Source organism: Lentzea sp. NPDC051838, from assembly GCF_040681245.1.
In the GTDB taxonomy this organism is placed as follows: domain Bacteria; phylum Actinomycetota; class Actinomycetes; order Mycobacteriales; family Pseudonocardiaceae; genus Lentzea.
On record NZ_JBFAYI010000025.1, the window covers coordinates 45,591 to 67,105 of the forward strand.

The 21,515-nt window shown below is 67.8% G+C and carries 27 protein-coding genes and 3 pseudogenes; 16 read left to right on the top strand and 14 right to left on the bottom strand.

Annotation, left to right across the window (positions count from 1 at the left end; all coding sequences use genetic code 11):
* The first annotated feature begins 44 nt into the window (after positions 1-44).
* Positions 45-1,112, top strand: coding sequence for an endonuclease (locus AB0M24_RS36085; RefSeq protein ID WP_363777965.1), 1,068 nt, complete (start codon positions 45-47; stop codon positions 1,110-1,112).
* On the opposite strand, the gene AB0M24_RS36090 is transcribed toward AB0M24_RS36085, so the two are convergent.
* Positions 1,099-1,545, bottom strand: a complete 447-nt coding sequence (locus AB0M24_RS36090; RefSeq protein ID WP_363777966.1) for an NUDIX domain-containing protein — start codon at positions 1,543-1,545, stop codon at positions 1,099-1,101. The genes AB0M24_RS36085 and AB0M24_RS36090 overlap by 14 nt on opposite strands.
* Positions 1,546-1,555: 10 nt before the next feature.
* Here AB0M24_RS36090 and AB0M24_RS36095 point away from each other — a divergent pair, with 10 nt between their 5' ends.
* Together AB0M24_RS36095 and AB0M24_RS36100 are read left to right on the top strand one after the other, a co-directional pair.
* The gene (locus tag AB0M24_RS36095) at positions 1,556-2,614 is read left to right on the top strand and encodes a DNA polymerase IV (RefSeq protein WP_363777967.1); all 1,059 of its coding nucleotides are present in this window, start codon (positions 1,556-1,558) and stop codon (positions 2,612-2,614) included.
* Positions 2,615-2,645: 31 nt separating this feature from the next.
* Complete coding sequence (locus AB0M24_RS36100; RefSeq protein WP_363777968.1) at positions 2,646-2,861, top strand: hypothetical protein; 216 nt, start codon at positions 2,646-2,648, stop codon at positions 2,859-2,861.
* A gap of 1 nt (position 2,862) precedes the next feature.
* Here AB0M24_RS36100 and AB0M24_RS36105 read toward each other — a convergent pair whose 3' ends face one another.
* Positions 2,863-3,591, bottom strand: a complete 729-nt coding sequence (locus AB0M24_RS36105) for a class I SAM-dependent methyltransferase (protein WP_363777969.1) — start codon at positions 3,589-3,591, stop codon at positions 2,863-2,865.
* Positions 3,592-3,666: 75 nt separating this feature from the next.
* Here AB0M24_RS36105 and AB0M24_RS36110 point away from each other — a divergent pair, with 75 nt between their 5' ends.
* From AB0M24_RS36110 to AB0M24_RS36130, 5 genes are all read left to right on the top strand, one after another.
* Positions 3,667-4,494 carry a hypothetical protein gene (locus AB0M24_RS36110; RefSeq protein ID WP_363777970.1) on the top strand — a complete coding sequence of 276 codons (828 nt, stop codon included), beginning with the start codon at positions 3,667-3,669 and terminating at the stop codon, positions 4,492-4,494.
* Positions 4,495-4,615: 121 nt separating this feature from the next.
* Positions 4,616-4,795, top strand: a complete 180-nt coding sequence (locus tag AB0M24_RS36115) for a DUF397 domain-containing protein (protein WP_363777971.1) — start codon at positions 4,616-4,618, stop codon at positions 4,793-4,795.
* Positions 4,796-4,961: 166 nt separating this feature from the next.
* A complete protein-coding gene (locus AB0M24_RS36120; protein ID WP_363777972.1) occupies positions 4,962-5,822 on the top strand; it encodes a helix-turn-helix transcriptional regulator in 861 nt (286 codons plus the stop codon).
* 282 nt (positions 5,823-6,104) lie between these two features.
* Positions 6,105-7,682, top strand: a complete 1,578-nt coding sequence (locus AB0M24_RS36125; RefSeq protein ID WP_363777973.1) for a toll/interleukin-1 receptor domain-containing protein — start codon at positions 6,105-6,107, stop codon at positions 7,680-7,682.
* A 239-nt stretch (positions 7,683-7,921) separates the two neighbouring features.
* Positions 7,922-8,416 carry a hypothetical protein gene (locus tag AB0M24_RS36130; RefSeq protein ID WP_363777974.1) on the top strand — a complete coding sequence of 165 codons (495 nt, stop codon included), beginning with the start codon at positions 7,922-7,924 and terminating at the stop codon, positions 8,414-8,416.
* Here the strand turns inward: AB0M24_RS36130 and AB0M24_RS36135 are convergent.
* Genes AB0M24_RS36135 through AB0M24_RS36145 form a run of 3 tightly spaced genes read right to left on the bottom strand, consistent with a single transcriptional unit; the run spans position 8,398 to position 10,089 of the window.
* Positions 8,398-9,282, bottom strand: coding sequence for an SRPBCC family protein (locus tag AB0M24_RS36135; protein ID WP_363777975.1), 885 nt, complete (start codon positions 9,280-9,282; stop codon positions 8,398-8,400). The two genes, AB0M24_RS36130 and AB0M24_RS36135, sit on opposite strands and share 19 nt — an antisense overlap.
* A gap of 3 nt (positions 9,283-9,285) precedes the next feature.
* A complete protein-coding gene (locus AB0M24_RS36140) occupies positions 9,286-9,597 on the bottom strand; it encodes a metalloregulator ArsR/SmtB family transcription factor (RefSeq protein WP_355555646.1) in 312 nt (103 codons plus the stop codon).
* A gap of 36 nt (positions 9,598-9,633) precedes the next feature.
* Positions 9,634-10,089, bottom strand: a complete 456-nt coding sequence (locus AB0M24_RS36145) for a GyrI-like domain-containing protein (protein ID WP_363777976.1) — start codon at positions 10,087-10,089, stop codon at positions 9,634-9,636.
* A 75-nt stretch (positions 10,090-10,164) separates the two neighbouring features.
* On the opposite strand from AB0M24_RS36145, the gene AB0M24_RS36150 reads away from it, so the two are divergent.
* Together AB0M24_RS36150 and AB0M24_RS36155 are read left to right on the top strand one after the other, a co-directional pair.
* Positions 10,165-11,301, top strand: coding sequence for a PLP-dependent aminotransferase family protein (locus AB0M24_RS36150; RefSeq protein WP_363777977.1), 1,137 nt, complete (start codon positions 10,165-10,167; stop codon positions 11,299-11,301).
* Positions 11,298-11,918: a class I SAM-dependent methyltransferase gene (locus AB0M24_RS36155; RefSeq protein WP_363777978.1), complete on the top strand. Its 621-nt coding sequence runs from the start codon at positions 11,298-11,300 to the stop codon at positions 11,916-11,918. Before AB0M24_RS36150 ends, AB0M24_RS36155 begins: the two co-directional genes overlap by 4 nt.
* On the opposite strand, the gene AB0M24_RS36160 is transcribed toward AB0M24_RS36155, so the two are convergent.
* Complete coding sequence (locus tag AB0M24_RS36160; RefSeq protein WP_363777979.1) at positions 11,915-12,328, bottom strand: PPOX class F420-dependent oxidoreductase; 414 nt, start codon at positions 12,326-12,328, stop codon at positions 11,915-11,917. The genes AB0M24_RS36155 and AB0M24_RS36160 overlap by 4 nt on opposite strands.
* A 102-nt stretch (positions 12,329-12,430) precedes the next feature.
* On the opposite strand from AB0M24_RS36160, the gene AB0M24_RS36165 reads away from it, so the two are divergent.
* Positions 12,431-13,123 carry an SDR family oxidoreductase gene (locus tag AB0M24_RS36165; RefSeq protein ID WP_363777980.1) on the top strand — a complete coding sequence of 231 codons (693 nt, stop codon included), beginning with the start codon at positions 12,431-12,433 and terminating at the stop codon, positions 13,121-13,123.
* On the top strand, positions 13,123-13,914 hold the full coding sequence (locus AB0M24_RS36170) for a helix-turn-helix transcriptional regulator (protein WP_363778035.1): 792 nt from the start codon (positions 13,123-13,125) through the stop codon (positions 13,912-13,914). The genes AB0M24_RS36165 and AB0M24_RS36170 overlap by 1 nt, the downstream gene beginning before the upstream one ends.
* Before the next feature lie 262 nt (positions 13,915-14,176).
* Here AB0M24_RS36170 and rnhA read toward each other — a convergent pair.
* From rnhA to AB0M24_RS36185, 3 genes and pseudogenes are all read right to left on the bottom strand, one after another.
* A pseudogene (rnhA, locus tag AB0M24_RS36175) lies at positions 14,177-14,602 on the bottom strand (ribonuclease HI); the annotation flags it as partial.
* 11 nt (positions 14,603-14,613) lie between these two features.
* Positions 14,614-14,991, bottom strand: a complete 378-nt coding sequence (locus tag AB0M24_RS36180; protein ID WP_363777981.1) for a DUF1801 domain-containing protein — start codon at positions 14,989-14,991, stop codon at positions 14,614-14,616.
* A gap of 4 nt (positions 14,992-14,995) precedes the next feature.
* Entirely contained in the window at positions 14,996-15,586 is a 591-nt protein-coding gene (locus AB0M24_RS36185; RefSeq protein ID WP_363777982.1) for a TetR/AcrR family transcriptional regulator, read from the bottom strand.
* A 61-nt stretch (positions 15,587-15,647) separates the two neighbouring features.
* Between AB0M24_RS36185 and AB0M24_RS36190 the strand changes: the two genes are divergently transcribed.
* On the top strand, positions 15,648-16,190 hold the full coding sequence (locus AB0M24_RS36190) for an NADPH-dependent FMN reductase (RefSeq protein WP_363777983.1): 543 nt from the start codon (positions 15,648-15,650) through the stop codon (positions 16,188-16,190).
* Here the strand turns inward: AB0M24_RS36190 and AB0M24_RS36195 are convergent.
* From AB0M24_RS36195 to AB0M24_RS36205, 3 genes and pseudogenes are all read right to left on the bottom strand, one after another.
* A complete protein-coding gene (locus AB0M24_RS36195) occupies positions 16,187-16,840 on the bottom strand; it encodes a hypothetical protein (protein WP_363777984.1) in 654 nt (217 codons plus the stop codon). The two genes, AB0M24_RS36190 and AB0M24_RS36195, sit on opposite strands and share 4 nt — an antisense overlap.
* Before the next feature lie 46 nt (positions 16,841-16,886).
* A complete protein-coding gene (locus AB0M24_RS36200; protein ID WP_363778036.1) occupies positions 16,887-17,276 on the bottom strand; it encodes an amidase family protein in 390 nt (129 codons plus the stop codon).
* 96 nt (positions 17,277-17,372) lie between these two features.
* A pseudogene (locus AB0M24_RS36205) lies at positions 17,373-17,654 on the bottom strand (amidase family protein); the annotation flags it as partial.
* 197 nt (positions 17,655-17,851) lie between these two features.
* On the opposite strand from AB0M24_RS36205, the gene AB0M24_RS36210 reads away from it, so the two are divergent.
* Together AB0M24_RS36210 and AB0M24_RS36215 are read left to right on the top strand one after the other, a co-directional pair.
* Complete coding sequence (locus tag AB0M24_RS36210) at positions 17,852-18,256, top strand: DUF4375 domain-containing protein (RefSeq protein ID WP_363777985.1); 405 nt, start codon at positions 17,852-17,854, stop codon at positions 18,254-18,256.
* A gap of 7 nt (positions 18,257-18,263) precedes the next feature.
* A complete protein-coding gene (locus tag AB0M24_RS36215; protein WP_363777986.1) occupies positions 18,264-18,839 on the top strand; it encodes a hypothetical protein in 576 nt (191 codons plus the stop codon).
* 4 nt (positions 18,840-18,843) lie between these two features.
* Here AB0M24_RS36215 and AB0M24_RS36220 read toward each other — a convergent pair whose 3' ends face one another.
* Positions 18,844-19,521: an MBL fold metallo-hydrolase gene (locus AB0M24_RS36220; RefSeq protein ID WP_363777987.1), complete on the bottom strand. Its 678-nt coding sequence runs from the start codon at positions 19,519-19,521 to the stop codon at positions 18,844-18,846.
* A 78-nt stretch (positions 19,522-19,599) separates the two neighbouring features.
* Between AB0M24_RS36220 and AB0M24_RS36225 the strand changes: the two are divergent.
* Positions 19,600-20,619, top strand: a pseudogene (locus AB0M24_RS36225) (acyltransferase); the annotation flags it as partial.
* Between the two features lie 47 nt (positions 20,620-20,666).
* Here the strand turns inward: AB0M24_RS36225 and AB0M24_RS36230 are convergent.
* Positions 20,667-21,419 carry a maleylpyruvate isomerase family mycothiol-dependent enzyme gene (locus AB0M24_RS36230; protein ID WP_363777988.1) on the bottom strand — a complete coding sequence of 251 codons (753 nt, stop codon included), beginning with the start codon at positions 21,417-21,419 and terminating at the stop codon, positions 20,667-20,669.
* Positions 21,420-21,515 lie beyond the last annotated feature (96 nt).

Consider the following 21,515-nt stretch of genomic DNA (forward strand, 5'->3'; position numbering starts at 1 on the left):
CGGTCGGCCTGTACGGGTCGACCGCCGCTGTCGCAGCAGCTCCTTTGAGCGTTGCCCAGGCGATCGGCACGCAGAACGGGTCCACGAACACGGTTCGGGGCTACGTCGTCGGTCAGCCCACGGCCACGAACACCGTCATCCGTTCGAACTACCCGAACGACTACGCGCTCGCGCTGGCCGACTCGGCGTCCACCACCAGCACGTCGAGCATGATCTACGTGCAGATCCCGGCAGCGTTCCGCGCCTCGTGGGGGATGCAGTCGAACCCGTCGCTGCTGGGCAAGCAGATCGACGTGACGGGCACGTTGAGCGCGTACTTCTCGCACGCAGGTCTGATCTCCACGACGGCGTTCGCGTTCGCCGGCACGACTCCACCGACCAGCACGACAACAACACCGCCAACGACAACGACGACAGCGCCTCCGACGTGCACCGGCTACTACGCGACAGCCTGCGGTAAGTCCGGTGCCGCGTTGAAGTCGGCGTTGAACGGCATCATCAAGAACCAGACCAAGCTCGTCTACCAGGACGTCCCGGACGCGCTGAAGGTCACAGACCAGGACCCGAACAACTCCAACAACGTGATCCTGCTGTACAGCGGCATCTCCCGGTCGAAGTCGCTGAGCGGCACCGGCACGGGTGACTGGAACCGCGAGCACGTCTGGCCCCAGTCACACGGCAGCTTCGGCACCGCCGTGGGCGCGGGCACCGACCTGCACCACCTGCGGCCCGAGGACGTCCGCGTGAACGCCGACCGCGGCAACCTCGACTTCGACAACGGCGGTTCGGCTTACGCGAACGCTCCCGGCAACTTCTGGGACTCCGACTCGTGGCAGCCGCGCAACGCCGTGAAGGGCGACGTCGCGCGCATGCTCTTCTACATGGCCGTGCGCTACGAAAGCGGCGACCAGCTGAACCTTGAGCTCAAGGACACCGTCGGCACCGGCGGGACGCCGTACATGGGCAAGCTGTCGGTCCTTAAGCAGTGGAGCGAGCAGGACCCGCCGGACGCGTTCGAGAAGAACCGCAACGACCTGATCGACCAGCGGTTCCAGCACAACCGGAACCCGTTCATCGACCACCCGGAGTGGGTCGCCTCTATCTGGCCGTGAGTCGTTCGAGGAAGGGGCGTTGCGCGGAGACGATCTTCGCGCTCGCCTCTTCCACGCTGAACCACCGGACGCGGTCGACCTCGGGGAACTCCTTCTTCTGGCCGGACTTCGGCGGCCACTCCATCTCGAACGTGCCCGGCGTGACGGTTGCGGGATCGAGGTCCGCCTCCAGCGCCCACACCGTGATGACCTTGCCGGAGCCCTTGGCCTCGCCGAGCGGGATCAGCTCACCGTCCGGCACCGGCAGCCCCAGTTCCTCGGTGAACTCGCGCCGGGCAGCCTCCTCGGGCGTCTCCTCGTCGGTGTACTCCCCTTTGGGCACCGACCACGCTCCGGCGTCCTTGCGGGCCCAGAACGGGCCGCCCATGTGTCCCAGCAGCACCTCGACCTGCTCGGTCCTTCTGAACAGCAGGATTCCCGCCGACCGTTTCATACTGTCCAGCATGGCGGACTGGGTCCTGCACGTGGACCTCGACCAGTTCATCGCGGCGGTCGAGGTGTTGCGCGACCCGTCGTTGCGCGGGAAGCCCGTGGTGGTGGGCGGCAACGGCGACCCGACGGAGCGCGCGGTCGTGGCCACGGCGTCGTACGAGGCGCGGGAGTTCGGCGTGCACTCCGGGATGCCGTTGCGGACCGCGTTCAAGAAGCTGCCCGACGCCGTGTTCCTGCCCGCCGACCACGGGTTGTACGAGGCGGCCTCAGCGGACGTGATGGCGGTTCTGCGGTCGTTCCCGGTCGTCGTCGAGGTGATGGGGTGGGACGAGGCGTTCGTCGGCGCTTCGGTCGACGACCCCTTCGAGCTGGCCCGGTCGTTGCAGGCGGCGGTGCTGGCGTCCACGGGTCTGCACTGCTCGGTGGGCATCGGTGACAACAAGCTGCGCGCCAAGATCGCGACCGAGTTCGGCAAGCCCGCCGGGACGTTCCAGCTGACCCGCGACAACTGGGTCGAGGTGATGGGGCACCGGCCGACCTCCGCGCTGTGGGGGATCGGCGTCAAGACGTCGCGCAAGCTGGCCGAGCTCGGCATCGCGACGGTGACGGACCTGGCGTCGGCGTCTCCGGATGCTTTGGCTGCGCGGTTCGGTCCGCGGATGGGCCCGTACTTCCGGACCGTCGGCCTGGGCGCGGGCGACACGGTGGTGTCCGCGACGCCCTGGGTGCCGAAGTCCCGCTCGCACGAGAAGACGTTCCAGCAGGACCTCACGGAGCTGGAGGACATCCGGCGCGAGGTCGTGGCGCTGGCCCACCAGGTGGCGGTGGACGTGGCCGCCGAGGGACGCCCTGTCGTGCGGGTGGGCGTGAAGGTGCGCTTCGTGCCCTTCTTCACGAAGGTGCGACTGATGAAGCTACCTGCGCCGACGTCGTCCGCCGACGATCTCGCGGCGGCCGCGCTGACCGTGCTCGACCGCTTCGAACACGGGCGCGCGGTACGTCTTCTGGGTGTACGCGCGGAATTCTCTGAGGATCGTGTCGAACCGACCACTTCTTCTTCGACGTACTAGTAAGTACACGCTTTACCGCTAGGAGAAGAAGATGACCGCCTCATCGCTCACACACCGCGATCGCGCAGTTCTCAGAGCCGTTGCCGACGGCCGTTGCGAGATCTCCGGAAGTGCCCTGCTCGTCGACGGCCTGTGCTGTGCCGACCAGTTCGCCGGCCTGCGCCTGAGGACTGCGGGCCTGATCAGCACCCGTTCAGGACCTGCTGCCCTCACCACGGCCGGGTACGAGATGCTCTCCGCCGCCTGATTCACTTCCTGGGGTTCTTGCGGAAGATCGACATCAGGTATGTGTTCGCGAACCGATAACCGCCTTCTGCGGTGCGGAACTGTTCGGTCGCGGCTCTGATCTTCTCCGCCACGCTTTCTTCGCCGTCGGTCTCGATGATCGGCTGGTAGCCGCCTGTGCTCAGGAAGGCCTGCAGCATCGTGGCCTCGTCGGGGAAGTGCTGGGGAATGTCGATCGTCAGTTTCTCGTCCGGTTCCGGTGTCTTCGCACGCCTTCGCCCGCTGGGACCCTTCACGCTCCACCCGACGGTGATGGTGTCGCTCGGGATCTCGGGGTGCCAGTCGCAGACGACCACGTGGTCGTTGCTGACCCGGACCGCCTCCGCGAACGCCGCTTCGGGGTCCGCGGCGAAGAACAGCGCGTTGAACGCCGTGACGACGTCGAACGTGCCGTCCTCCCAAGGCAACGGCCCGAGCGCGCGCACGTGGAACTCGTCGGCGGGTGCGGTGTCCCTGGCCAGTTCGATCATCTCGTGCGACGCGTCGATGCCGGTGGCGTGCGCGCCCGCTTCCGTTGCCAGGGCGCAGAACTCGCCGCTGCCGCAGCCCAGGTCGAGAACTGTGCTGCCGGGCTTGATGTTCGTGCGAGCGATCGCGGTTTTCCACGCGGGCACGGACATCTTGGCGCCGAGAGCGGCTCGTTGCGCGGCCCGGCGGCCCCAGAGCTCGCCCTCCCGCATCGCGTCGGTCATGCCTTCGAGGGTAGCGAGGTGATCCACTCGCGTGCCCGCGGAAAACCGGTGGCCGGTACGCGGATCATGGTGAGCATGAGTGCGTTGAGCCGGGTGCTGCGGGCGGTGGGCGGGGAGGCCGCGCTGGACCGGCTCGCGCGGTTGTCCGGCAGCGACCTCACGACCCTGTTGCTGGCGCTGACGCGGCGGCGTGCCGGTGCGGTGTCGGGGCCGGATGTGTTGCGGCAGTACCGTTCCGACCGGTTCGTGGGACCGTCGTCGGTGCCGTTCGAAGTGCTGCGGGCGGCGGAGGACCGGTTGCTCGCAGCGCTGCCGCCGTCGTTCTCCTTGGTGGGGCTCGCGCCGGTGGTGCCGTTGGGGACGTGCTCCGCTGTTGCCGAGATGGACCAGAACAACGTGCTGTCCACGACGCGGGGCACCGAGGTCGCGGCGGACGCGACCAACTCGCTGGCGTTGGAAGCCGCGGTGCGCCGGCAGGATTGTGCTGACGACGTGCGGCTCGCGGCGGTGCAACGCGTGGTGCGGGCGCAGCAGTTCTCCGGCGCGGGGCGGTTCGCGCACTTCACGTTGTTCGCGGCGGTGTCGGCCGGGCGCGATCGCGGCTCGCTCGCCTTTGAACGTCAACACTTCGCCGAGCACATGGCGTTGCTGCGCGAGGCCTGCGGCGACATCGAGGTGCGCGTGACGGTGCTCGATCCGCGGTTCGAGGTGGTGCGCGGCTCGCTGCCCGCCGACCCGTCGCGGCGGACCGGGTACTACAAAGGCTTGTGCTACAAGGTTTATCTGCACGGCGAGGAGATCGGCGACGGCGGGTTCACCGACTGGACGCAGACGCTTCTCGGCAACCGCAAGGAGCGGCTGTTGGTCAGCGGCGTGGGTGTTGACCGTCTCGCGACGCTCTGATTCCATGTCGTAGCAACAACTTCCGCCTTTTGGCGTGTCCTTGATCTGACACCTTTCTGTCCAGCCGACGGCGCACCCTTGGCGGTGTCTCGATCAACTTGCCGGACCTAGTCTCGTTGGTATGGCGGCGGAGCTCACGTGGAAACGCAGTTCTCACAGCACCGGTGGTGATGCCAGCTGCGTCGAGTGCGCCAGCGATGGCCGCGCCGTGTGGGTGAGGGACTCCAAGGACGTCGTGGACCGGCGGTTCGAGGTTCCGCTGGGCGCGTGGCGGGCGTTCCTGAGCTTCGTCCGTCCCTGATCCCGCTGAACCGGGTGACACCTGAGGGGTTGGCTGATCTTGATCAGCCAACCCCCAACTGGTAGTTGTCCCTCTGAAACCTGGCCAATTGGTGGACAAGCATTGTGGAACCCCTCCAATTGGCCATTACCATTCTGCTACCTAGCAGATTGAGGGAGGAGGGGTGTTGCCCCGCAAGGAAAGTCCCGTCGTGCTGCAGAAGCGGCTGCTCACAGAGCTGAAGCAGACGCGGGTCGGACTCGATCTCAGTCAGCAGGCTGTCGCGGAAGCGATGGACTGGTCCGTTTCGAAACTGATCAGAATTGAGAAGGGGGAGAACAAGATCTCCGTCACCGACGTGCAGGCGCTTCTCTTCCACTACGGGGTGAGGGACGACGCGCGCATCGCTGAACTGGTGGGGATGACCAGGGCGATCCGGCAGTCGAGGTCGGCGTGGATGGAGAGGTATCGCGGGTCGTTCACCGAGCAGTTCGCGAAGTTCCTCGAACTGGAGACCTCCGCCATCCGGATCCGGCAGAGCCAGCTCAACGTGATCCCCGGACTGCTGCAGATTCCGGACTACGCACGGGTCCTGGTCGAGGCGTACGGGCAGAAGGGCGAGGTCGCCACGCGCAGTGTGGAGATCCGCATGCACCGCCAGTCCGTGCTGGAGCCGGACGGCCCGGAGATTCACATCGTCCTGGACGAGTCGGTGCTGCACCGGGTGATCGGTAGCGAGGACGTGCTGCGCCGGCAGTTGGCGCGGATCAAGGAGATCGCGGCACTCGCGCACGTGACCATCCAGGTTCTGCCGTTCGCCGCGGGCATCCACCCGGCCATGAAGAGCTCGTTCTCGATACTGGAGTTCTCCGAGGGGGAAGAGGACTTCGCGTTGCTGCTCGAACATCCGGGACGCGACGAACTGATGACGGTGGGACCGGAGCTCCAGGAGTACCTGAACCACTTCTACCAGCTGGAGAAGTTCGCGCTGCCGGCCAGCGAGACGTCGAAGGTGATCGACCGACGACTGCAGGAGCTAGGAGGTTGATGCGCAAGGCCGGGCGGGTGGCTGTTCGCGCAGCCACTCGCCCGATGGCAACCACAACCGAAACCCCAGTCCCATGAGGCGAGGCGATGTCGCCGTCCGTCAGCGTATGACGTTCGAACCCAGATGAGTGCCGCCATCCAGGTCCCGTTCGGGTGATTGGTCCTCGCCGCACCGGTCCAGACGGATCGGTGCGCGACCACACCCGCAGGAGGCGCACCATGTGCAACGGCACCAGAGATCGCGTTCGGCCCCTTGAGGTTCCTGACTGGAGGGGGCGCTGTTGTGGCCATATTCGTTAGCTACAGCAGTAGCGATGGAGGCCCCACCGCGTCGGCGGTGGTGGAAGCGTTGCGGGCACGGGGTTTCGACGTGCTGTGGGACGGTGATCTCACCATCATCCACCCGCTGTCCATTCCGGCCTGGATGGAGACCGCGGTCCGCGACCGGACAGTGCTCGTGATTGTGTCCGACGACTACCTGAAAGCGTTGCTGTCCAACGACTTCGTGGAGCGACGGGGAGTGCGCTACGAAGCAGGCCTGGTGCGGCACAAGATCTACCACCACGGTGGCGCGCACGGGTGCGCGGTGCTGCCGGTCGTGCCGCCGGGAGTCGACGCCAACGCGTTGCCGTCCGTGCTGCAGCAGCTGGTGATCCACCGGTTCGACCCGGGCAGCCGCAACGGTGAGGAGGAGCTGGTGCGAAGTCTCGGTGCGCTGGAGGTGGGTGGTGTGATGCGCGGGGAACCCGAAGGGGTGTACCAGACCCGGATGATGCTGGCCGGCCTCGAAGCCTGCCCGCCGTCCTCCGCGCAGGCCTACCAGCTGGCGCGCGAACTGGTGGAGCAGGGCGAGGGCGACCTGGAGCTCGCCAGGGCGTTCGACTCGGTCGTCGGCGTGGCCAAGGCGCACGGGGACGTGTGGCTCGTCAGCCGGCTGTCCGACGTGTGCCTGAAAACGCTCTCGTCAACGTTGCCGTTGAAGGGCGAAGGAGCCCTGAAGGCCAAGGTGCTGGTCTCCGGGCAGTCCTGGCACCTGTTGCGGGAGCACCGTTTGAGCCAGGCGGCGTCCGTGGCCGAGGAGGGTGCGCAGATCGCGAAGAAGTACCGCGACCTGTACACGGCGGCACGCGGCCAACGCGCGCACGCACGCGTCCTGCTGCACATGGCGATGGAAGCACTCCCGTACGACCGGGAGTTCTACCTGCGCAACTGCGAGCACCTTCTGATCCTGGCCACAACTCTGTTCCGCTCCATCTCCGGTCCGACGAGCGAGGAGGTCGGGGTGTGCGCCTCGCTCCAGGCGGAACGGCAGCTGCTGCGATACGAGATGACGCGTGACCGCTCGGAACTCACCGCCGCGTGGAAACGCGCCCAAGCCGCCGAGGGACTGCTGACGCCGGGCACCGAGCCGTACCAGTGGCTCACCGTGCTGCAGGCCAGGCTGTGCCTCGCGGCCAGGAAGTACAACGAGGGCAAGGAGTACGTCGGGGACGTCATTTCTCTCGCCGACTATCCGGAGGTCGTCGCCCGCTCGCTGCAGGTGCGTGCCGACCTGCTGCTCGCCACGCGCGACCGGTCGGAGGCGATGCAGGATCTGGTGTCCGCCGAGTCGAAGTTCCGCGCGCTCGGGTGCGAGTACGCGGCGGCCGTGTGCTGGTGGACTCTCGCCCGTCTCGACTCCACCAAGCTGGTCAGCTTCCGGTTGACGCCGGGAGATGTGCTGCGGCTGGAGGATCTCGCGCCGGATCCTCGTGACCGGCGGCTGGCCGTGCTGGAGCACGAACACCGGGCGGCTCGTCGGCTCGGGAGGCGGGCGGCGCCGGACTGGGCCTGCCTGGTGGATCGGGTGCAGCACGAGTGAATCCCCTTTGACGCGGCCGTTGTCACCGGACGGCCGCGTGCAGATTGAGGGGAACTGTGTTCACCTCGTGCCCAGGACATCGGCGCTGTCGGCAGGCTGTTCTTTACGTCGTTCGGGTGACTTTTGAGTGACCTATGGCCCGTTTTCCGGTGCCATTTGCTTCGGGCTTGCAGGAGGTTGTTCGACCAACTCGAACAGCAGTCCGTACGGTTGTCGCCTGGCAGAACAGGAGGTGCGCCGTGAGCGACGCCCTGGAGATCACCACCGGTGCCATGCCCGCGTTTGTCAGTTACAGCAACAGCGACGGGGGCTTTGTCGCGTCCGCGGTGGTGGACGCGATGCACGCGTGTGGCGTTGACGTGCTCTGGGACGGCGACCTCGAACGCATCCTCCCGCTGTCCATTCCGGCGTGGATCGAGACCTCCATTCGCGACAGGGCGGTGTTGGTCATCGTCACGGAGGACTACGTGAAAGCGTTGTCGACCAACGACTGCACGGACCATCTGGGTGTTCGGTACGAGGCGGGGCTCGTGCGTCAGAAGATCTACGACCACGGCGGTGCGAGCCGATGTCCGGTGCTTCCCGTGGTTCCTCCGGGCATGGCGGTGAACTCGTTGCCATGGGTGCTGCGGCAGAGGGTGCTGCACACGTTCGACCCGCTGACTCGCGGAGGCGTGGAGCAACTGGTGCGCAGCGTCGTCGCTCTCGGGCAAGGTCAGGAGCGCTCGGCGTAGCGCTTGGCCAGTTCCTCCTCTCGTTCGGCCGGCCACGGACAGCGGATCTCGCCCTGCGTCGCGGCGAAGAACAGTTCGAGGTGCACGTGCCACGCCGCCAGGGCTTCGGGGCCGTGGGCGTTCTCCTGGGTCAGCGTGACCGTGGTGCCCTGCAGCGGGACGTGGTCGAACTCCCAGCGCACCAAGCCTTTCGGGGTGCCGTCCTGGAGCCATTCGAACTCCAGCAGGCGGGGTGCTTCGACCTTCGTGAGCTTGCCCGGGGTGAGGCAGGGGTGGGCGGCGCGGACCGGGACCGCGTCTTCGGTGCCTTCGGTGAGCAGGTTCCAGACCTCGTCGAGCGGCTTCCAGACCAGGTCGCGGACGAACGTGATGCCCGCGGCCTCGTCAGTGCCCTCGTCCAGGCCGAACTTGGCGATGTAGTGCTCGATGCGCGGCAGCCAGTCCGTCGGTGGCTCGAACCTCGTGCCGTCGGCGTGGGCGACCAGGGCGTCGAGGCAGGTGGTCCAGCCAGGGGCGTCGCGGCCCACGGAGAGCCTGTTGGTGACCACGGCGGTGAAGACGAGCAGGCAGCCGTCCTCGCGCGGGAGGATCTCGAAGCGCAGCACGTCGTTCAGCCAGCGGAAGGCGAAGACCTTCGGCGGGTCGGACTCGAGCAGCTCGCCCTCGCCGCCGTCGGCGTCGACCGGTGCTTCCGACGGGAAGGTGAAGCTCATCTTCCTGCCGTCGATCGTGACCTCGGCCGGGAACCAGTGCTTCATCTCGGCGGGTTCCGTGACCACGCGCCAGACCTTCTCCGGCGAGTGCCGCAGCCTGCGCTCGAAGCGCAGGACGGGCTTGCCCTCGATCATCTGCAGTTCGGCGTCCACGGGTCAGTCCCCTTCGATCTCGTCGAGGCGGCGTTCGAGTGCGTCCAGGCTCTTCTCCCACATCCGCCGGTAGGGCGCGAGCCAGGCGTCGATCTCCGCCAGCGGGCCGGGGGCGAGTCGGTACCAGCGCCGTTGGGCGTCGGTGCGCACCTCGACGAGACCGGCCTCGCGCAGCACCTTGAGGTGTTTCGAGACGGTCGGCTGGGTGAGGGTCAGCCGGTCGACGAGATCGCCGACCGGCCGCTCGCGTTCACGCAGCAGGTCGAGGATCTCCCGGCGACTCTGGTCGGCCAGCACGGCGAATGTAGATGCCATGCCAGCAATATAGCCCACTCGGCATATACGCGCGACTCAGCCCGCGAGCCTGATGGCCACCTCCGTCGTCCACTTGCTCGAGTCGGGCTCCACGGCGGGGTCGGTGAAGTAGGTCTCGAGGCGGGCGCCCCACCTGTCGCCGTCGCGGTCGAAGCGCACGGTGTGGGCGAGCAGCTCGTCGGTGACGGCGGCGAGACCGTCCGGGCTGCCCTCGTGCACCGCCACCGCGTACTGGCCGGCGGGCAGCGTCGCGGTGAACACCTCGCCCTCGCCGGGCACCTCGGCGATGGTCGGGATGCCGGCCTCGACCTCGAACTCGTCGCCCGACACGCGTAAGTAGCGGAAGAACGGCGCTCCGGTGATCGGTAACTCGCGATCGGCCAGCCACTGCATGACCTCGGGAAAGCGGTGGGCGATCTTGGCGAACGTCTCGAGCGTCACCGTGGCCCTGACCGCGGCGTACGGCTGCTCTGCGCGTGTCTCGATGTCCATGCCCTTCACGCTAGTCATGAGCACTGACAGAAAATCCGCATCCGACTGGAACCGGTGCCGGTTAACGTGAAGTTCATGCACCGCACCCTCCCCGTGGCCAGCTCCCCGGTGCGCGATCTGCTCGCGCTCACCTCGCGTCCCGAGGTGATTTCCTTCGCAGGTGGACTACCCGCGCCCGAACTGTTCGACCAGGACGGTCTGCGCGCCGCCTACGACCTCACCCTGCGAGACCGCTCAGTGCTGCAATATGCCCCCACAGAAGGAAATCCGGCCCTGCGCGCGCTCGTCGCCGAACGCCTGACCGCCCGCGGACTGCCCACTTCGGACGTGCTGGTCACCACGGGCTCGCAGCAGGCGCTGGCCCTGGTCGCGACCGCCCTGCTCGAACCGGGCGCCGTCGTCGCCGTGGAGGAACCGACGTATCTGGCCGCGCTGCAGTGTTTCCAGATGGCGGGAGCCCGCATCGTCCCGGTTGCTTCCGACGAAGACGGCCTGGACGTCGAGTCGCTGCGGTCCGTTGTGGCCTCTTCCCGGCCGTCCGTGCTCTACCTGGTGCCGACGTTCGCGAACCCGACCGGCCGCACGCTGTCCGCCTCGCGCCGCGCGGAGATCGCCGCGCTCGCTTCGGAACACGACTTCTGGGTCGTCGAGGACGACCCGTACAGCGAACTGCGCTACCGGGGAGATCCCGTCGCACCACTCGCATCCATCAGTGATCGAACCATCTACCTGGGCAGCTTCTCGAAGATCGGCGCGCCCGGCATGCGCCTCGGCTGGCTGCGCGCGCCCGCTTCGATGCTCCGCACCCTGACGATCGTGAAGCAGGCGGCCGACCTGCACACGTCCACTGTGGACCAAGCTGCCTGCGCGGCCTACCTGACGCACAACGACCTCGACGCGCACGTGGCCCGGCTTTGCGTGGCCTATGGGGAACGCCGCGACGCGATGATCGCCGCGCTGCCCGCGACGGTGCCCGACGGCACCACGTGGACCGATCCGGACGGCGGCATGTTCATGTGGCTGCGCCTGCCCGGTGAGGTGAACAGCGCTGAGCTGCTGAAGGAAGCGCTCACGCACGACGTCGGTTTCGTGCCGGGTGCGCCGTTCTTCGCGACCACGCCGGACCACGCGACGTTCCGGATGTCCTTCACCACCAACACACCCGCGGAGATCGCCGAGGGCATGGCGCGCCTGGCCAAGGTGTTCTGGTGAGCCTGCTCGACGATGAGGCGTTGTGGCGTTCTTCGGTCGTCGCCAACTGCGCGATGAACCGCGAGCGCGGCCTGGCGAGCTATTCACGCGAGCTTGGAATCGAGCTCGCCCTGAAGTCCGGCATGCGCTGGGTGGACCTCTGCTGCGGCACCGGGAAGGCCCTGGCCGAGGCGGCGCGGGAGGACGTGACGATCATCGGGGTCGATCTCGTCGATCATCACGTCGCGGCTCGTCCGGGGCTGAGCTTCGTCGTCGCGCCGGTCGACGAGTGGGAGCCGGATGCACTCGTTGATCTCGTGACGTGTGTGCACGGTCTGCACTACGTGGGCGACAAACTGGGGCTGCTGGAGCGCGCCGCTTCCTGGCTCGCACCGGGCGGCCGGTTGGTGGCGAACTTCGACGTTGCCGGCGTGCGTCGTGCCGACGGCACCCCGTTCGGTCGCGCACTGACCAAAGCCTTGCGGGACAACGGGTTCGTCTACGACAACCGCAACCGTCGCATCAGCTTCACCGGCGAGGGACAGCCGCAGCTGCCGTTCACCTATCTGGGCGCTGACGACAAGGCCGGCCCCAACTACACGGGCCAGCCCGCAGTCCACTCCTGCTATGAGCTCTAGGACGCCCAGGGGCCGACGCCCGCCACCCGGTCGACCTTGATCCGCGTGACGAAGCCGGGAGGCGGGTTGTCCATCGGCGGGAACTTCACGTCCGGGCCGAGGTAGGTGTGCGCGAGGCGCTGGAGCAGCTCCGGCGCCCCGCCCTCGGTGATGCGCGCGGTGCCGTAGACGACGAGGTACTCCTGCAGGCCGTACTCGTTGATGTTCGGGGTCTCGACCGACAGCACCACGCGGCCGTCGTTGCGGATGTTGCGGACCTTCTGGTGCTGGGAGAGGTGGCCGGAGACGATCTCGTCGCCGTCCAGGCCCACCCACACGATGGTCACCTGAGGTGCGCCGTCGCTGCCTAGCGTCACGAGGTGGCCCAGCGCGTTGGACTCCAGCACCGGCCTGGCGGATTCGGGGAGCATGGCGAGGACGCTACGCCGGTTCGCGGGGCTCAGCCTGGTCTTGGCAGACCCAGGAAACAGCGGGTCTGGTTGTCCGATGGCCAGGCTCGCAGGCTGGGAGCCATGAAGACGTTTCTGATCACGGGTGGCGGTAGTGGCATCGGCCTGGCGACGGCGCGGGTGCTGGTAGAGGAGGGCGCGCGGGTCGTCGTGGCCGGGCGGAATGCGGAACGGTTGGCGTTGGCACGCAAGGAGATCGGCGTCGAGACGGTCGTCGCGGACGTGTCGAAGGTGGCCGACGTCGAGGCGTTGATGGAGGCGGTCGGGGAGGTCGACGGGGTCTTCGCGAACGCCGGGGTCGGGGTGTTCACCGAGTTCGGGAAGGTCACCGAGGAGGACGTGGACCGCGTGCTGGCCACGAACTTCAAGGGCGTCTACTTCACGGTGCAGCGGGCGCGGTTGAAGCCGGGCGCGTCGGTGGTGCTCAACGCGTCGTGGACGGTGCATCGGGGATTCCCCGGCGCATCGCTGTACACGGCGAGCAAGGCGGCGGTGCACAGCCTGGCGCGGACGCTCACGGCCGAGATGCCGCACGTCCGGGTCAACACGGTGAGCCCCGGCTACATCGCGACGGACATGTTCCGCGAGAACGTCGACGACGACGAGCCGTTCCGCCGGCAGGTCGCGATGGGAAGGTTGGGCGAGCCGGAGGACGTGGCGCACGTCGTGGCGTTCCTGCTGTCCGAGCGTGCGGCGTACGTGACTGGGCAGGACTTCGTGGTGGACGGCGGCCTGGTCGGAGCGATCCCGGCATGATGGGGTCCGTGAGCGAGTTGGGGGAGTTCCTGAGGGCACGGCGGGCGGCACTGGACCCGCCTGAGCGGGCGACGCGGCGGCGCGTTCCGGGGCTGCGCCGCGAGGAGCTGGCGCAGCTGGCCGGGATCAGCGTCGACTACTACACGCGCATGGAGCAGGGGCGTGCTTCCAACGCGTCCGACTCGATCCTGGACGCGTTGGCCGCGGCGCTCGGCCTGGACACCGCTGAGCGCGCGCACCTGTACCGGCTGGCGCGGCCCACGCGGATGGAGGCGCCGTCGGAGGAGGTGCGGCCCGCGTTGAGGTGGTTGCTCGACGCGCTGCACGGCGTGCCCGCGATGGTTCTCGGGCGGCGGCTCGACGTGCTGCCGTGGAACCCGCTCGCCGCGGCGCTCGTCACGGACTTCCGCGAGCAGCCCAACATGGTGCGCTACATGTTCACCGACCCGGCCGCGCAGGAGCTCTTCGTCGGCTGGATGGACTGCGCGCGGGAGAACGTGGGCTACCTGCGCGCGGACTACGGCGTCCATCCCGAAGACCCGGCGCTGCTCGCGCTGGTGGACGAGATGTCATCGGCGTCGGCGCTGTTCCGCACGTTGTGGGCGGAACACCCGGTGCGCGAGCGGGCAGCCATGTTCAAGCGCATGAACCACCCGCAGCTCGGACCGCTGGAACTCGCGGCGGAACCGTTGACCTCAGACGCGGGGCAGGTCCTGGTGACCTATGTGGCCGCGCCAGGCAGTCCGTCCGAGGACGCGTTGCGGTTGCTGGCTTCTCTCGCTGCTACGTGAACAGCTCGAGCGAGTCCTGGTGGTAGTCGCACCGGCCGCCGCCGGTCGCGATGGTGCAGGGCGTGCCCTTCTTCGTGAGGGCACCGCACTGCAACGCCGGGTCGTGCACGTGACACAGTCCGTTGGCACCAGCGGTGATCGGACACGGCGTGCCCTTCTTCGTGGGCGCGCCGCACGGTTCGCCGCTGAGCTCGCGCGGTGGTTTCGCCTTCGCGGGCTTCTTCGGTTTTGCTTGGGGCTGCGTGACTTCTCGCCCCGTCACCTCCTCCACACCGCGCACGGCCAGCCTGTCCGCGCGCTCGTTCTCCGGGTGGCCCGCATGGCCCTTGACCCAGTGCCACTCGACCTGGTGCCTGTTGGCGGCCTCTTCCAGGCGGCGCCACAGGTCGGCGTTCTTGACGGGCTCACGTGCCTTCGTGAGCCAGCCGTTCGCCTTCCACCCGTGGACCCACGAGGTGATGCCGTTTCGGACGTACGTGCTGTCCGTGTAGAGATTCACGGTGGACGGACGCGTGAGGCTCTCCAACGCCACGATGGGCGCCATCAGTTCCATGCGGTTGTTCGTCGTCGGGCCGATGTCACCGCCGTACATGTCCTTCTCATGCTCGCCGTAGCGCAGCACCGCACCCCAGCCTCCAGGACCGGGATTGGGGCTGCAGGCGCCGTCGGTGTAGATCTCGACCTCCATGCGTCATGAGGCTACCGACGGGGTCCGACACTCTTCCGCCGGCGGTTGTTGGCGATGATGTGACGGAACATCTCGACGAGCGCGGGCGCGTTGATCGGCTGGTCGCGGTACACGGAGATCATGCGGGCGGTCTTGTTCTCGTGGCCGCTCGTGATGATGTTGTGCGGGTCCGGCACGATCGCCTTGTCGTAGAGCATGACGTTCACGTGGTCCTTGGTGCCGAGCAACGCGCAGATGTTGCCGTCCAGCACGAAGTACGGTCGGTTCGTCCGCTTGATCGTCTCCTCGACGTCCGGGTCGGCCTCGTGGACGAGCCTGCGGACCTCGTTGCAGATCTCCTGCTGCCACTCGGGCAGTCCGGCGATGTAGTCGTCGATGCGCGTGTCCATGACCTCATGTCGCAGCCGTTGCGGGGTTCTCGACATCGTGTCCGTGAAGAAAGACTTGCACGCCCGCGGCGATGTCGTCGTCCGAAGGGCGCGAGCCCCTGACCGCCGGGTCGCCCGTGAGCGTGAGCAGCAGCAGGTGAATCGCGGCCCGAGCCGGGTCTTTGAAGCCGAGTTCGCCGAGCTCGTCCGCGAGGGCCTTCCTGACCTTGCGCGGCCCCCTGTCCAGCCACGCCTCGACGGCTTCGGCGGGGATGTGGGTCAGCTCGGCGTTGATCTGCCTGACCAGCGCGAAGTGCTCCGCGTGCCCCTGCTGCGCGCCCATGGCCCTGCCGAACTCGACGAGGTCCTGCTGCAGGTCCGTGATCTTGTGGAAGTGTCGCTCGATCAGCTGAATCTGATCCTGCGCCACCTCGTCCGCGCTGGCCTGGATGACGGCGCGGAACAGCTCCGCCTTGTCCGCGAAGTGGTTGTACAGCGTGCGCGTCGAGACCTCGGCCTCCTTCGCGATGCCGTCGATGCTCGCCCGCGAGTAGCCGTCCCTGGCGAACACGCTCAACGCCCCGCGCAGGATCGCCTGCCGCTTGTCCGGTCGCATACCGGGATCTTAGTACAACGCTCGTTGCACTAAGTACCACGAGCGTTGTACTTTGGCTGGCATGCGAATCGCAGTGATCTTGGGGAGCACGCGTCCGGGCCGTCGTTCCGAGGCCGTGGCGCAGTGGGTCGTGAACGTCGCCAACTCGCGCTCGGACGCATCGTTCGAGCTCATCGACCTGGCAGAGGTGGATCTGCCGTTGCTGGACGAGCCAGTGCCGGCGATCTTCGGCGAGTACGCCCACGTACACACACGCTCGTGGGCGTCGACCATCGCGTCGTACGACGGCTTCGTGTTCGTGACGCCCGAGTACAACCACTCGTTCTCGGCCGCGCTGAAGAACGCGTTGGACTACCTGTACGCGGAGTGGAACGACAAGGCGGCCGGGTTCGTGGGCCTCGGCGGACACGGCGGCCTGCGGGCGGTCGAGCAGTTGAGGTTGGTGCTGGCGGAGCTGAAGGTGGCGACCGTGCGCACTCAGGTGGCGTTGGGGCGCGGCGAGCTGCAATCGGGGCTGCAGCAGGAAGAGGAGCTCAACGCGATGCTCGACGAGCTGGTGTCGTGGGCGTCGGCGTTGCGTTCGGTGCGAGCGGTCGCGGCCTAACGCGGCAGCCAGCTCGCCAGGTCGGCCGCCACGTCGAGGACTTCGGCGTCGACGTGGCCTGCCGCGGTCTCGGCCTCGGCGATCACGACCGTGCTGCCGTCCGGCCTGGACTGGTAGTGCGTGCCGGTGAAGCGGATGTCCGCCAGGTCGAGCAGCGGTGTGGCGAGCGGCGTGATGTCGCCGGTGCCGTGCACGTCGATCAGCTTCTTGAACTCGCCGGCGTCAGTGCGGTTCCGGAAGCCGACCCACGCCACGGACACCACCGCGACGTTGCCCCGCTCGTCGCCGATCGCGAACAGCGTGCGGTCGAGCGAGCGGCACGGGTGGCGCGCGAAGTGGTCCCGCACCTGGCCGAACGAGTGCGACAGACATTCCAGCGCGGGTTTGGCCGTGCGCTTCAACGTGCGCATGTTCAGCTGACGCCAGGCGCCGTCCGCGTCGCCTTTCCTGGCGGACTTCCTGCCCTCGGACTTCGCTTTCGTGAGGTTCGGGCTGATGGAGTCGACCGTCGGCGCACCGCCACCGCCCAGCGACAGGCCTCCGCCACCCGCGGCGGCTGACACCGCGAGCACTCCGGCGGCGACCACCGCGCCTGCCTTGCCTCCGCCGCGGTCCGACCCGCCGCCTGGACCGCCGATTCGTCGCGCCATCTCGGGAGGAGACCTCACCCGGCGCGGCGGGCGAGGTGGATTGGGCTCAAACCACCCGATTGGCGGCCAGCACGGCTCGGGCGGCGGCGATCAGGTCCGCTTCCCGGCCGTGCCTCGCCACGGCTTGGAGGCCGACCGGCAGGCCTGCTGAGTCGAAGCCTGCCGGGATGCTGATCGCCGGGTGCCCGCTGAGGTTGAACGCCCAGGTCAGCGACGTGTTGACGCGCTCGCCCGGCCCGTCGTGGCCGTGCGGCGGGCCGGGCGTCGTCGGGGTGAGCAGCAGGTCGGTGGACTCGAACAGCTCGTCCAGAACTGGGTTGGGGCCGCAGCGGTTCGCGAACCAGTCCTCGGCGGGATCCTCGAGGACCAGATCGACTCGCCGTGGCCGCAACGCTTGCGCGGCTCGCCAGGCGATCTCGGCCTGTTCGTCGTCCACGGTGGCGAAACCCAGGTCGGTGGACCAGACAGCGGTGGGGGAGCTGACCTCCGCCGTGCCCGTGTAGATCGCGAGCAGGTCGGGGTCGCGGGCGAAGACGCCGACCGCGGCCCGCTCCGACGACGTGGTCTTCAGTCCCAGCACGCCGCACCACGCGGCCGGGATGCGAATCGAGCCCGCGCCGTCGACACCCGTGGCGAGCGGGACGATCCCCGCGGCCACAGCCACCGCCGACCCGGCTGAGGAGCCACCGGGCGTGCGGTCGAGGTTCCACGGGTTGCGTGTGACGCCACGAGAGTTGCGGCCCCACGTCTGGTGCGGAGTGCTGCCGTCGGGCGTGGTGGTGAGGCCGATCGGAACGCAGCCGAGGGCCATCAACGCTTCCCGATGACTTCGGCGTTCGCCTCGCTTCACCGCGATGGGCATGCCGGACAGGGGCAGCGACGGGTCGACGGGAGCGAACGAGTTGTAGACCTCGTGGAAGGCGCAGAGCACCGGTTCGACGTGCTCCAACCTGGCCAGCGCCTCGGCCAACTGCGACACGGAGTTCTCCCAGGTGAGCCATCATCGGGGCCATGCGGATCCCTGAGCCAACCACGTCGCATGGCGTTGCCTGGGCGGTGTACGAACATCTCGCCGACGAGGACATCAAGGACCCGCGTGCGAAAGAGCGGATGAACCGCGAGCAGAGGCTGGTGCTGGCGATCAACGTGCTGCGGACCGAAGTCAACGCCGACGGCTTCGACTCGTACTTCCACAACGAGTACGCGGATCTGATCGCGATCGAGGCCGCACAACTGCTCGGTCCGGAGTGGCACGCACTCGTCACCGAGGCGTTCGAGCTGCGCGAGGCGAGCGAGGAGTTTCTCGGCCAACTCGACGAGCAGCTGTACGACCTGGAGGAGGCGCACCCCGCGGACGAGGTGCTCGACCGGTTCGTCTGGACGCACAAGGCGTCCTTCTTCGGCCCTCAGGCATGATCCGTCCGTGAAATGGACCCGCGCTGTGCACCACCTGGCCGAGCTCGCCGAGAAGTGCGGCGAGCTCCCGGCGACCTTCTTCCGCTTCCAGGTGGTCGAGCTGTGGGTGTTCGGCGAGCTGCTGGACGTGCCTCGTGACCTCGACGTCATCGAGGTCGCGCTGGTCACGGACCTGCCGGTGGACGAGGTGCCGTGGCGCACCGAGCCGGTCGGCGCCGAGCACTGGGCCAACTCGACGCGGTTGTCGCGCAACCCGTTCGACGCGCGGTGGCGGTCCAAGGACGCGCCGGTCTGGAACCACCGGATCGAGCGGCCCGCGTTGATCTGGAGCGCGCTGGACGGGATCAACGAGGAAGCGCTGGTGGCGGTCAGCGACGGCACGGGGGAGCTGGTCAGACTGCCCGCGCCGTCGCCGGACGAGCTCAGGAAGCGGATCGAGGACGAGCGCGAGGTGAGCTTGGCAGCGCTCCACAAGGCCAACCAGGACTACACCGACCGACGGTGGAGTCCCGGCAAGCTCACCCCGTACTCGGACGCCCTGTGGCGCACGACCACCGGCTACCTCGACCTGCTGGACGCGTAGAACGTCACCAGCCGCGGGCGCGCCACTCCGCGAGCGAGGGGCGCTCCTTGCCCAGGGTCGAGTCGTCGCCGTGACCCGGGTAGAACCAGGTGTCGTCGGGCAGGACGGCGAACAGGCGGTCCTCCACGTCGTTGATCAGCGAGGCGAAGTTGTCCGCCGACGTGGTCTTTCCCACACCCCCCGGAAAGAGTGAATCTCCGGTGAAGAGGTGCGGGTGGCCGTTCGGGTCGTCGTAGACGACCGCGATCGAGCCCGGTGTGTGGCCGCGCAGGTGGATGATCGACAAGGGGACTTCGCCCACGTTGATGGTGTCGCCGTGGTCTACGAGGACGTCCGGCGGGACGGGGAGGACGGCGGCGTCCAGCTCGTGCGCGACGGTGTTCGCGCCGTGGGCCCCGGCCAGTGCTCCGAGTGCCTGCCAGTGATCGGCGTGCTGGTGCGTTGTCACGATCGTGCGCAGGCGTGGGCGGTTCGGGATGTGGCCGAACAGGTCGGACAGGCGCTCGTAGTCGTTGGCCGCGTCGATGAGCAACGCCTCGTTCGTGGACCGGCAAACGAGCAGGTAGGCGTTGTTGTCCATCGGTCCGACGGAGATCTTCGTGATGGTCAGCGCGTCGAGCGTCCTGGTGCTGGCTGGGCCGCCTGGATCGACGTGACCGGTGTAGTTCTCGAGTACGTCCACGGTGGCAGACGGTAGTCGCTCGATGCGGCGAGACGCACACCTTCAGGTTGCATACAGGTCTCACTCATAGGGTAAGTAATGAAAGATCTTCGAGCCCTGAGTACTCCGAAAGCACCAACGAACAGGTCCCCGCCTCTCGTGATTCCAGAGCAACGACAGAAGCCCCGAACGGCCCGCAAGGTCAGTTGGGACGTGCTGCGCGTCGTGGCCATCGGGTGCGTGTTGTTCCACCACGGCACGGTCACCAGCCTCGTCGACCACCCGTACCTGCGGCCGATGCCGTTCACGTTCGACATGTCCATGGGTGCCAGCACGTTGATGGTGCTGTCGGCGTTCTTCGCCTGCGCCACCCTGGCCCACGGCAAGCCGGGGCAGTTCCTGTGGAGAAGACTCGCGCGGCTGCTGCCGGTCTACTTCGTGGCCGTGCTGCTGTCGTTCGCGGTGCAGCGGTGGGTCGCGCCGGCCGGGTGGAGCCAGCTCGAGGCCAGGGACCTGGTCTACAACCTGCTGCTGATCAGGCCGTGGTTCCCGGACGTGCACATCGTCGACTTCGCGTACTGGACGATCCCGGTGCAGGTCAGCGCGTTCGTCGCGGGCGCGGTGCTGGTGCGGTACGTGCGCGGCCGGGCGTTGCTGGTGTTTCCGTGGGTGCTCATCGTGACGCCGTTGGTGCTGCGCGAGCTGATCGCCTACTCCCCGGCGCTCGACCTGTTCTACAACGCGACGTCGATCCACCGCGCGCAGCTCTTCGCCGCAGGAATTGCCATCTGGCTGTGGTCGAAACATCGCCTGGGCACGCCGCATCTCGTCGCGGTGCTCGCCGCCACCCTGGTGGCGCAGGCGATTCACACGGAGGAATACGGAGCCACGGCCGGCTTCGGCGTTTTCCTGCTCCTGGTGTGCGCGGCGGCCGGCGGACCCGACTGGGTGTTCTTCAAGCCGATCCGCCGGCCGATCACGTGGCTCGCCGGTATCTCCTACGGCATCTACCTGGTGCACCAGGCGATCGGCACCGTGGTGATGGACCGCATGCACGCCGTTGGGCTGCGGTCCTGGGCACTGCTGGGCGGGTTCGTCACCTCGGCGGTGCTGCTGGGCTGGCTGCTGACGAAGTTCGTCGAGCGGCCCGCGTACCGGCTGCTGACTCAGATCCAGTCGGGCAGCTCCGGCAGCTCACCGCGCAGGCCCTCGCCACCGGTCCTGCCGGTCAGCCAGCCGAGGACGGCGCTCGCGGACCCGCTCACCGAGCTGCGGCTCGCCGGGCCGTTGACCGTCCAGATGCGCTGAGTGCCGTCAGGCAACGCGACCTCGATGCTGAACGGGTCGACGCGGCCCTCGAACTGCTTCACGGCGTCGTCGAGGAACTCCTCCACGAAGTCCGCGGGCAGGTCCTCGAAGCCGACACCGGCGTTCAGGTCGATGAGGTGGATCCACACCTCGCGCAGCCGGAACAACGGCACCTTGGACGCCGTGATCGTGGCGCCCTTGGGTGCCGTGACCTCCGAACGCCACGAGTGCGCCGGCATCTCCCGGCACGCGTTCTCGAAACGGACGCACGCGGAGTCCAGGTCGGCCTTGATCACCTGGAGGATGCGGCGCGAGCCCTCCTCGATGTCGGCGTCGCGATCGGCTCGCGACGCGTAGGCCTCGTGCTCGACCCCGGTGCGCGCCCAGGTGAGCAGGTTCACCAGCGCGTCCGCGTTGCGCGCGAGGTGGGTGATGACGTGTCCGCGGGTCCAGCCGGGCAGCAGGCTCTGACCGCGCATCGCGGCCTGGTCCAGCTCCTCGACGACCTCGTACAGCACTTCCGTCGCCTGACGCACCGCGTTGATGTGCCGGTCGGGCACTCCGCGCGGTGCGGGTACGGAGGTGTGCTGCGTGGACGGCGTGTAGGTCATGTGCTGCCTCTCCCCGACGTTGAGGCTTCTGATCGAAGTGACCAGCCTATGAGTAAATGCAGCTCAGGGGAATGCAACCGTGGTCGGATCCGTTTT

What these genes read in the sequence shown, in the direction of transcription:
- AB0M24_RS36165 (WP_363777980.1), top strand. Translation starts at nt 12,431, where the DNA reads ATGAAGACGTTTCTGATCACGGGTGGCGGTAGTGGCATCGGCCTGGCG.
- AB0M24_RS36110 (WP_363777970.1), top strand. Translation starts at nt 3,667, where the DNA reads ATGAGTGCGTTGAGCCGGGTGCTGCGGGCGGTGGGCGGGGAGGCCGCG.
- AB0M24_RS36145 (WP_363777976.1), bottom strand. Translation starts at nt 10,089, where the DNA reads ATGGACATCGAGACACGCGCAGAGCAGCCGTACGCCGCGGTCAGGGCC.
- AB0M24_RS36095 (WP_363777967.1), top strand. Translation starts at nt 1,556, where the DNA reads ATGGCGGACTGGGTCCTGCACGTGGACCTCGACCAGTTCATCGCGGCG.
- AB0M24_RS36100 (WP_363777968.1), top strand. Translation starts at nt 2,646, where the DNA reads ATGACCGCCTCATCGCTCACACACCGCGATCGCGCAGTTCTCAGAGCC.
- AB0M24_RS36105 (WP_363777969.1), bottom strand. Translation starts at nt 3,591, where the DNA reads ATGACCGACGCGATGCGGGAGGGCGAGCTCTGGGGCCGCCGGGCCGCG.
- AB0M24_RS36090 (WP_363777966.1), bottom strand. Translation starts at nt 1,545, where the DNA reads ATGAAACGGTCGGCGGGAATCCTGCTGTTCAGAAGGACCGAGCAGGTC.
- AB0M24_RS36185 (WP_363777982.1), bottom strand. Translation starts at nt 15,586, where the DNA reads ATGCGACCGGACAAGCGGCAGGCGATCCTGCGCGGGGCGTTGAGCGTG.
- AB0M24_RS36195 (WP_363777984.1), bottom strand. Translation starts at nt 16,840, where the DNA reads ATGGCGCGACGAATCGGCGGTCCAGGCGGCGGGTCGGACCGCGGCGGA.
- AB0M24_RS36140 (WP_355555646.1), bottom strand. Translation starts at nt 9,597, where the DNA reads ATGGCATCTACATTCGCCGTGCTGGCCGACCAGAGTCGCCGGGAGATC.
- AB0M24_RS36160 (WP_363777979.1), bottom strand. Translation starts at nt 12,328, where the DNA reads ATGCTCCCCGAATCCGCCAGGCCGGTGCTGGAGTCCAACGCGCTGGGC.
- AB0M24_RS36115 (WP_363777971.1), top strand. Translation starts at nt 4,616, where the DNA reads ATGGCGGCGGAGCTCACGTGGAAACGCAGTTCTCACAGCACCGGTGGT.
- AB0M24_RS36150 (WP_363777977.1), top strand. Translation starts at nt 10,165, where the DNA reads ATGCACCGCACCCTCCCCGTGGCCAGCTCCCCGGTGCGCGATCTGCTC.
- AB0M24_RS36190 (WP_363777983.1), top strand. Translation starts at nt 15,648, where the DNA reads ATGCGAATCGCAGTGATCTTGGGGAGCACGCGTCCGGGCCGTCGTTCC.
- AB0M24_RS36170 (WP_363778035.1), top strand. Translation starts at nt 13,123, where the DNA reads ATGGGGTCCGTGAGCGAGTTGGGGGAGTTCCTGAGGGCACGGCGGGCG.
- AB0M24_RS36230 (WP_363777988.1), bottom strand. Translation starts at nt 21,419, where the DNA reads ATGACCTACACGCCGTCCACGCAGCACACCTCCGTACCCGCACCGCGC.
- AB0M24_RS36210 (WP_363777985.1), top strand. Translation starts at nt 17,852, where the DNA reads ATGCGGATCCCTGAGCCAACCACGTCGCATGGCGTTGCCTGGGCGGTG.
- AB0M24_RS36180 (WP_363777981.1), bottom strand. Translation starts at nt 14,991, where the DNA reads ATGGACACGCGCATCGACGACTACATCGCCGGACTGCCCGAGTGGCAG.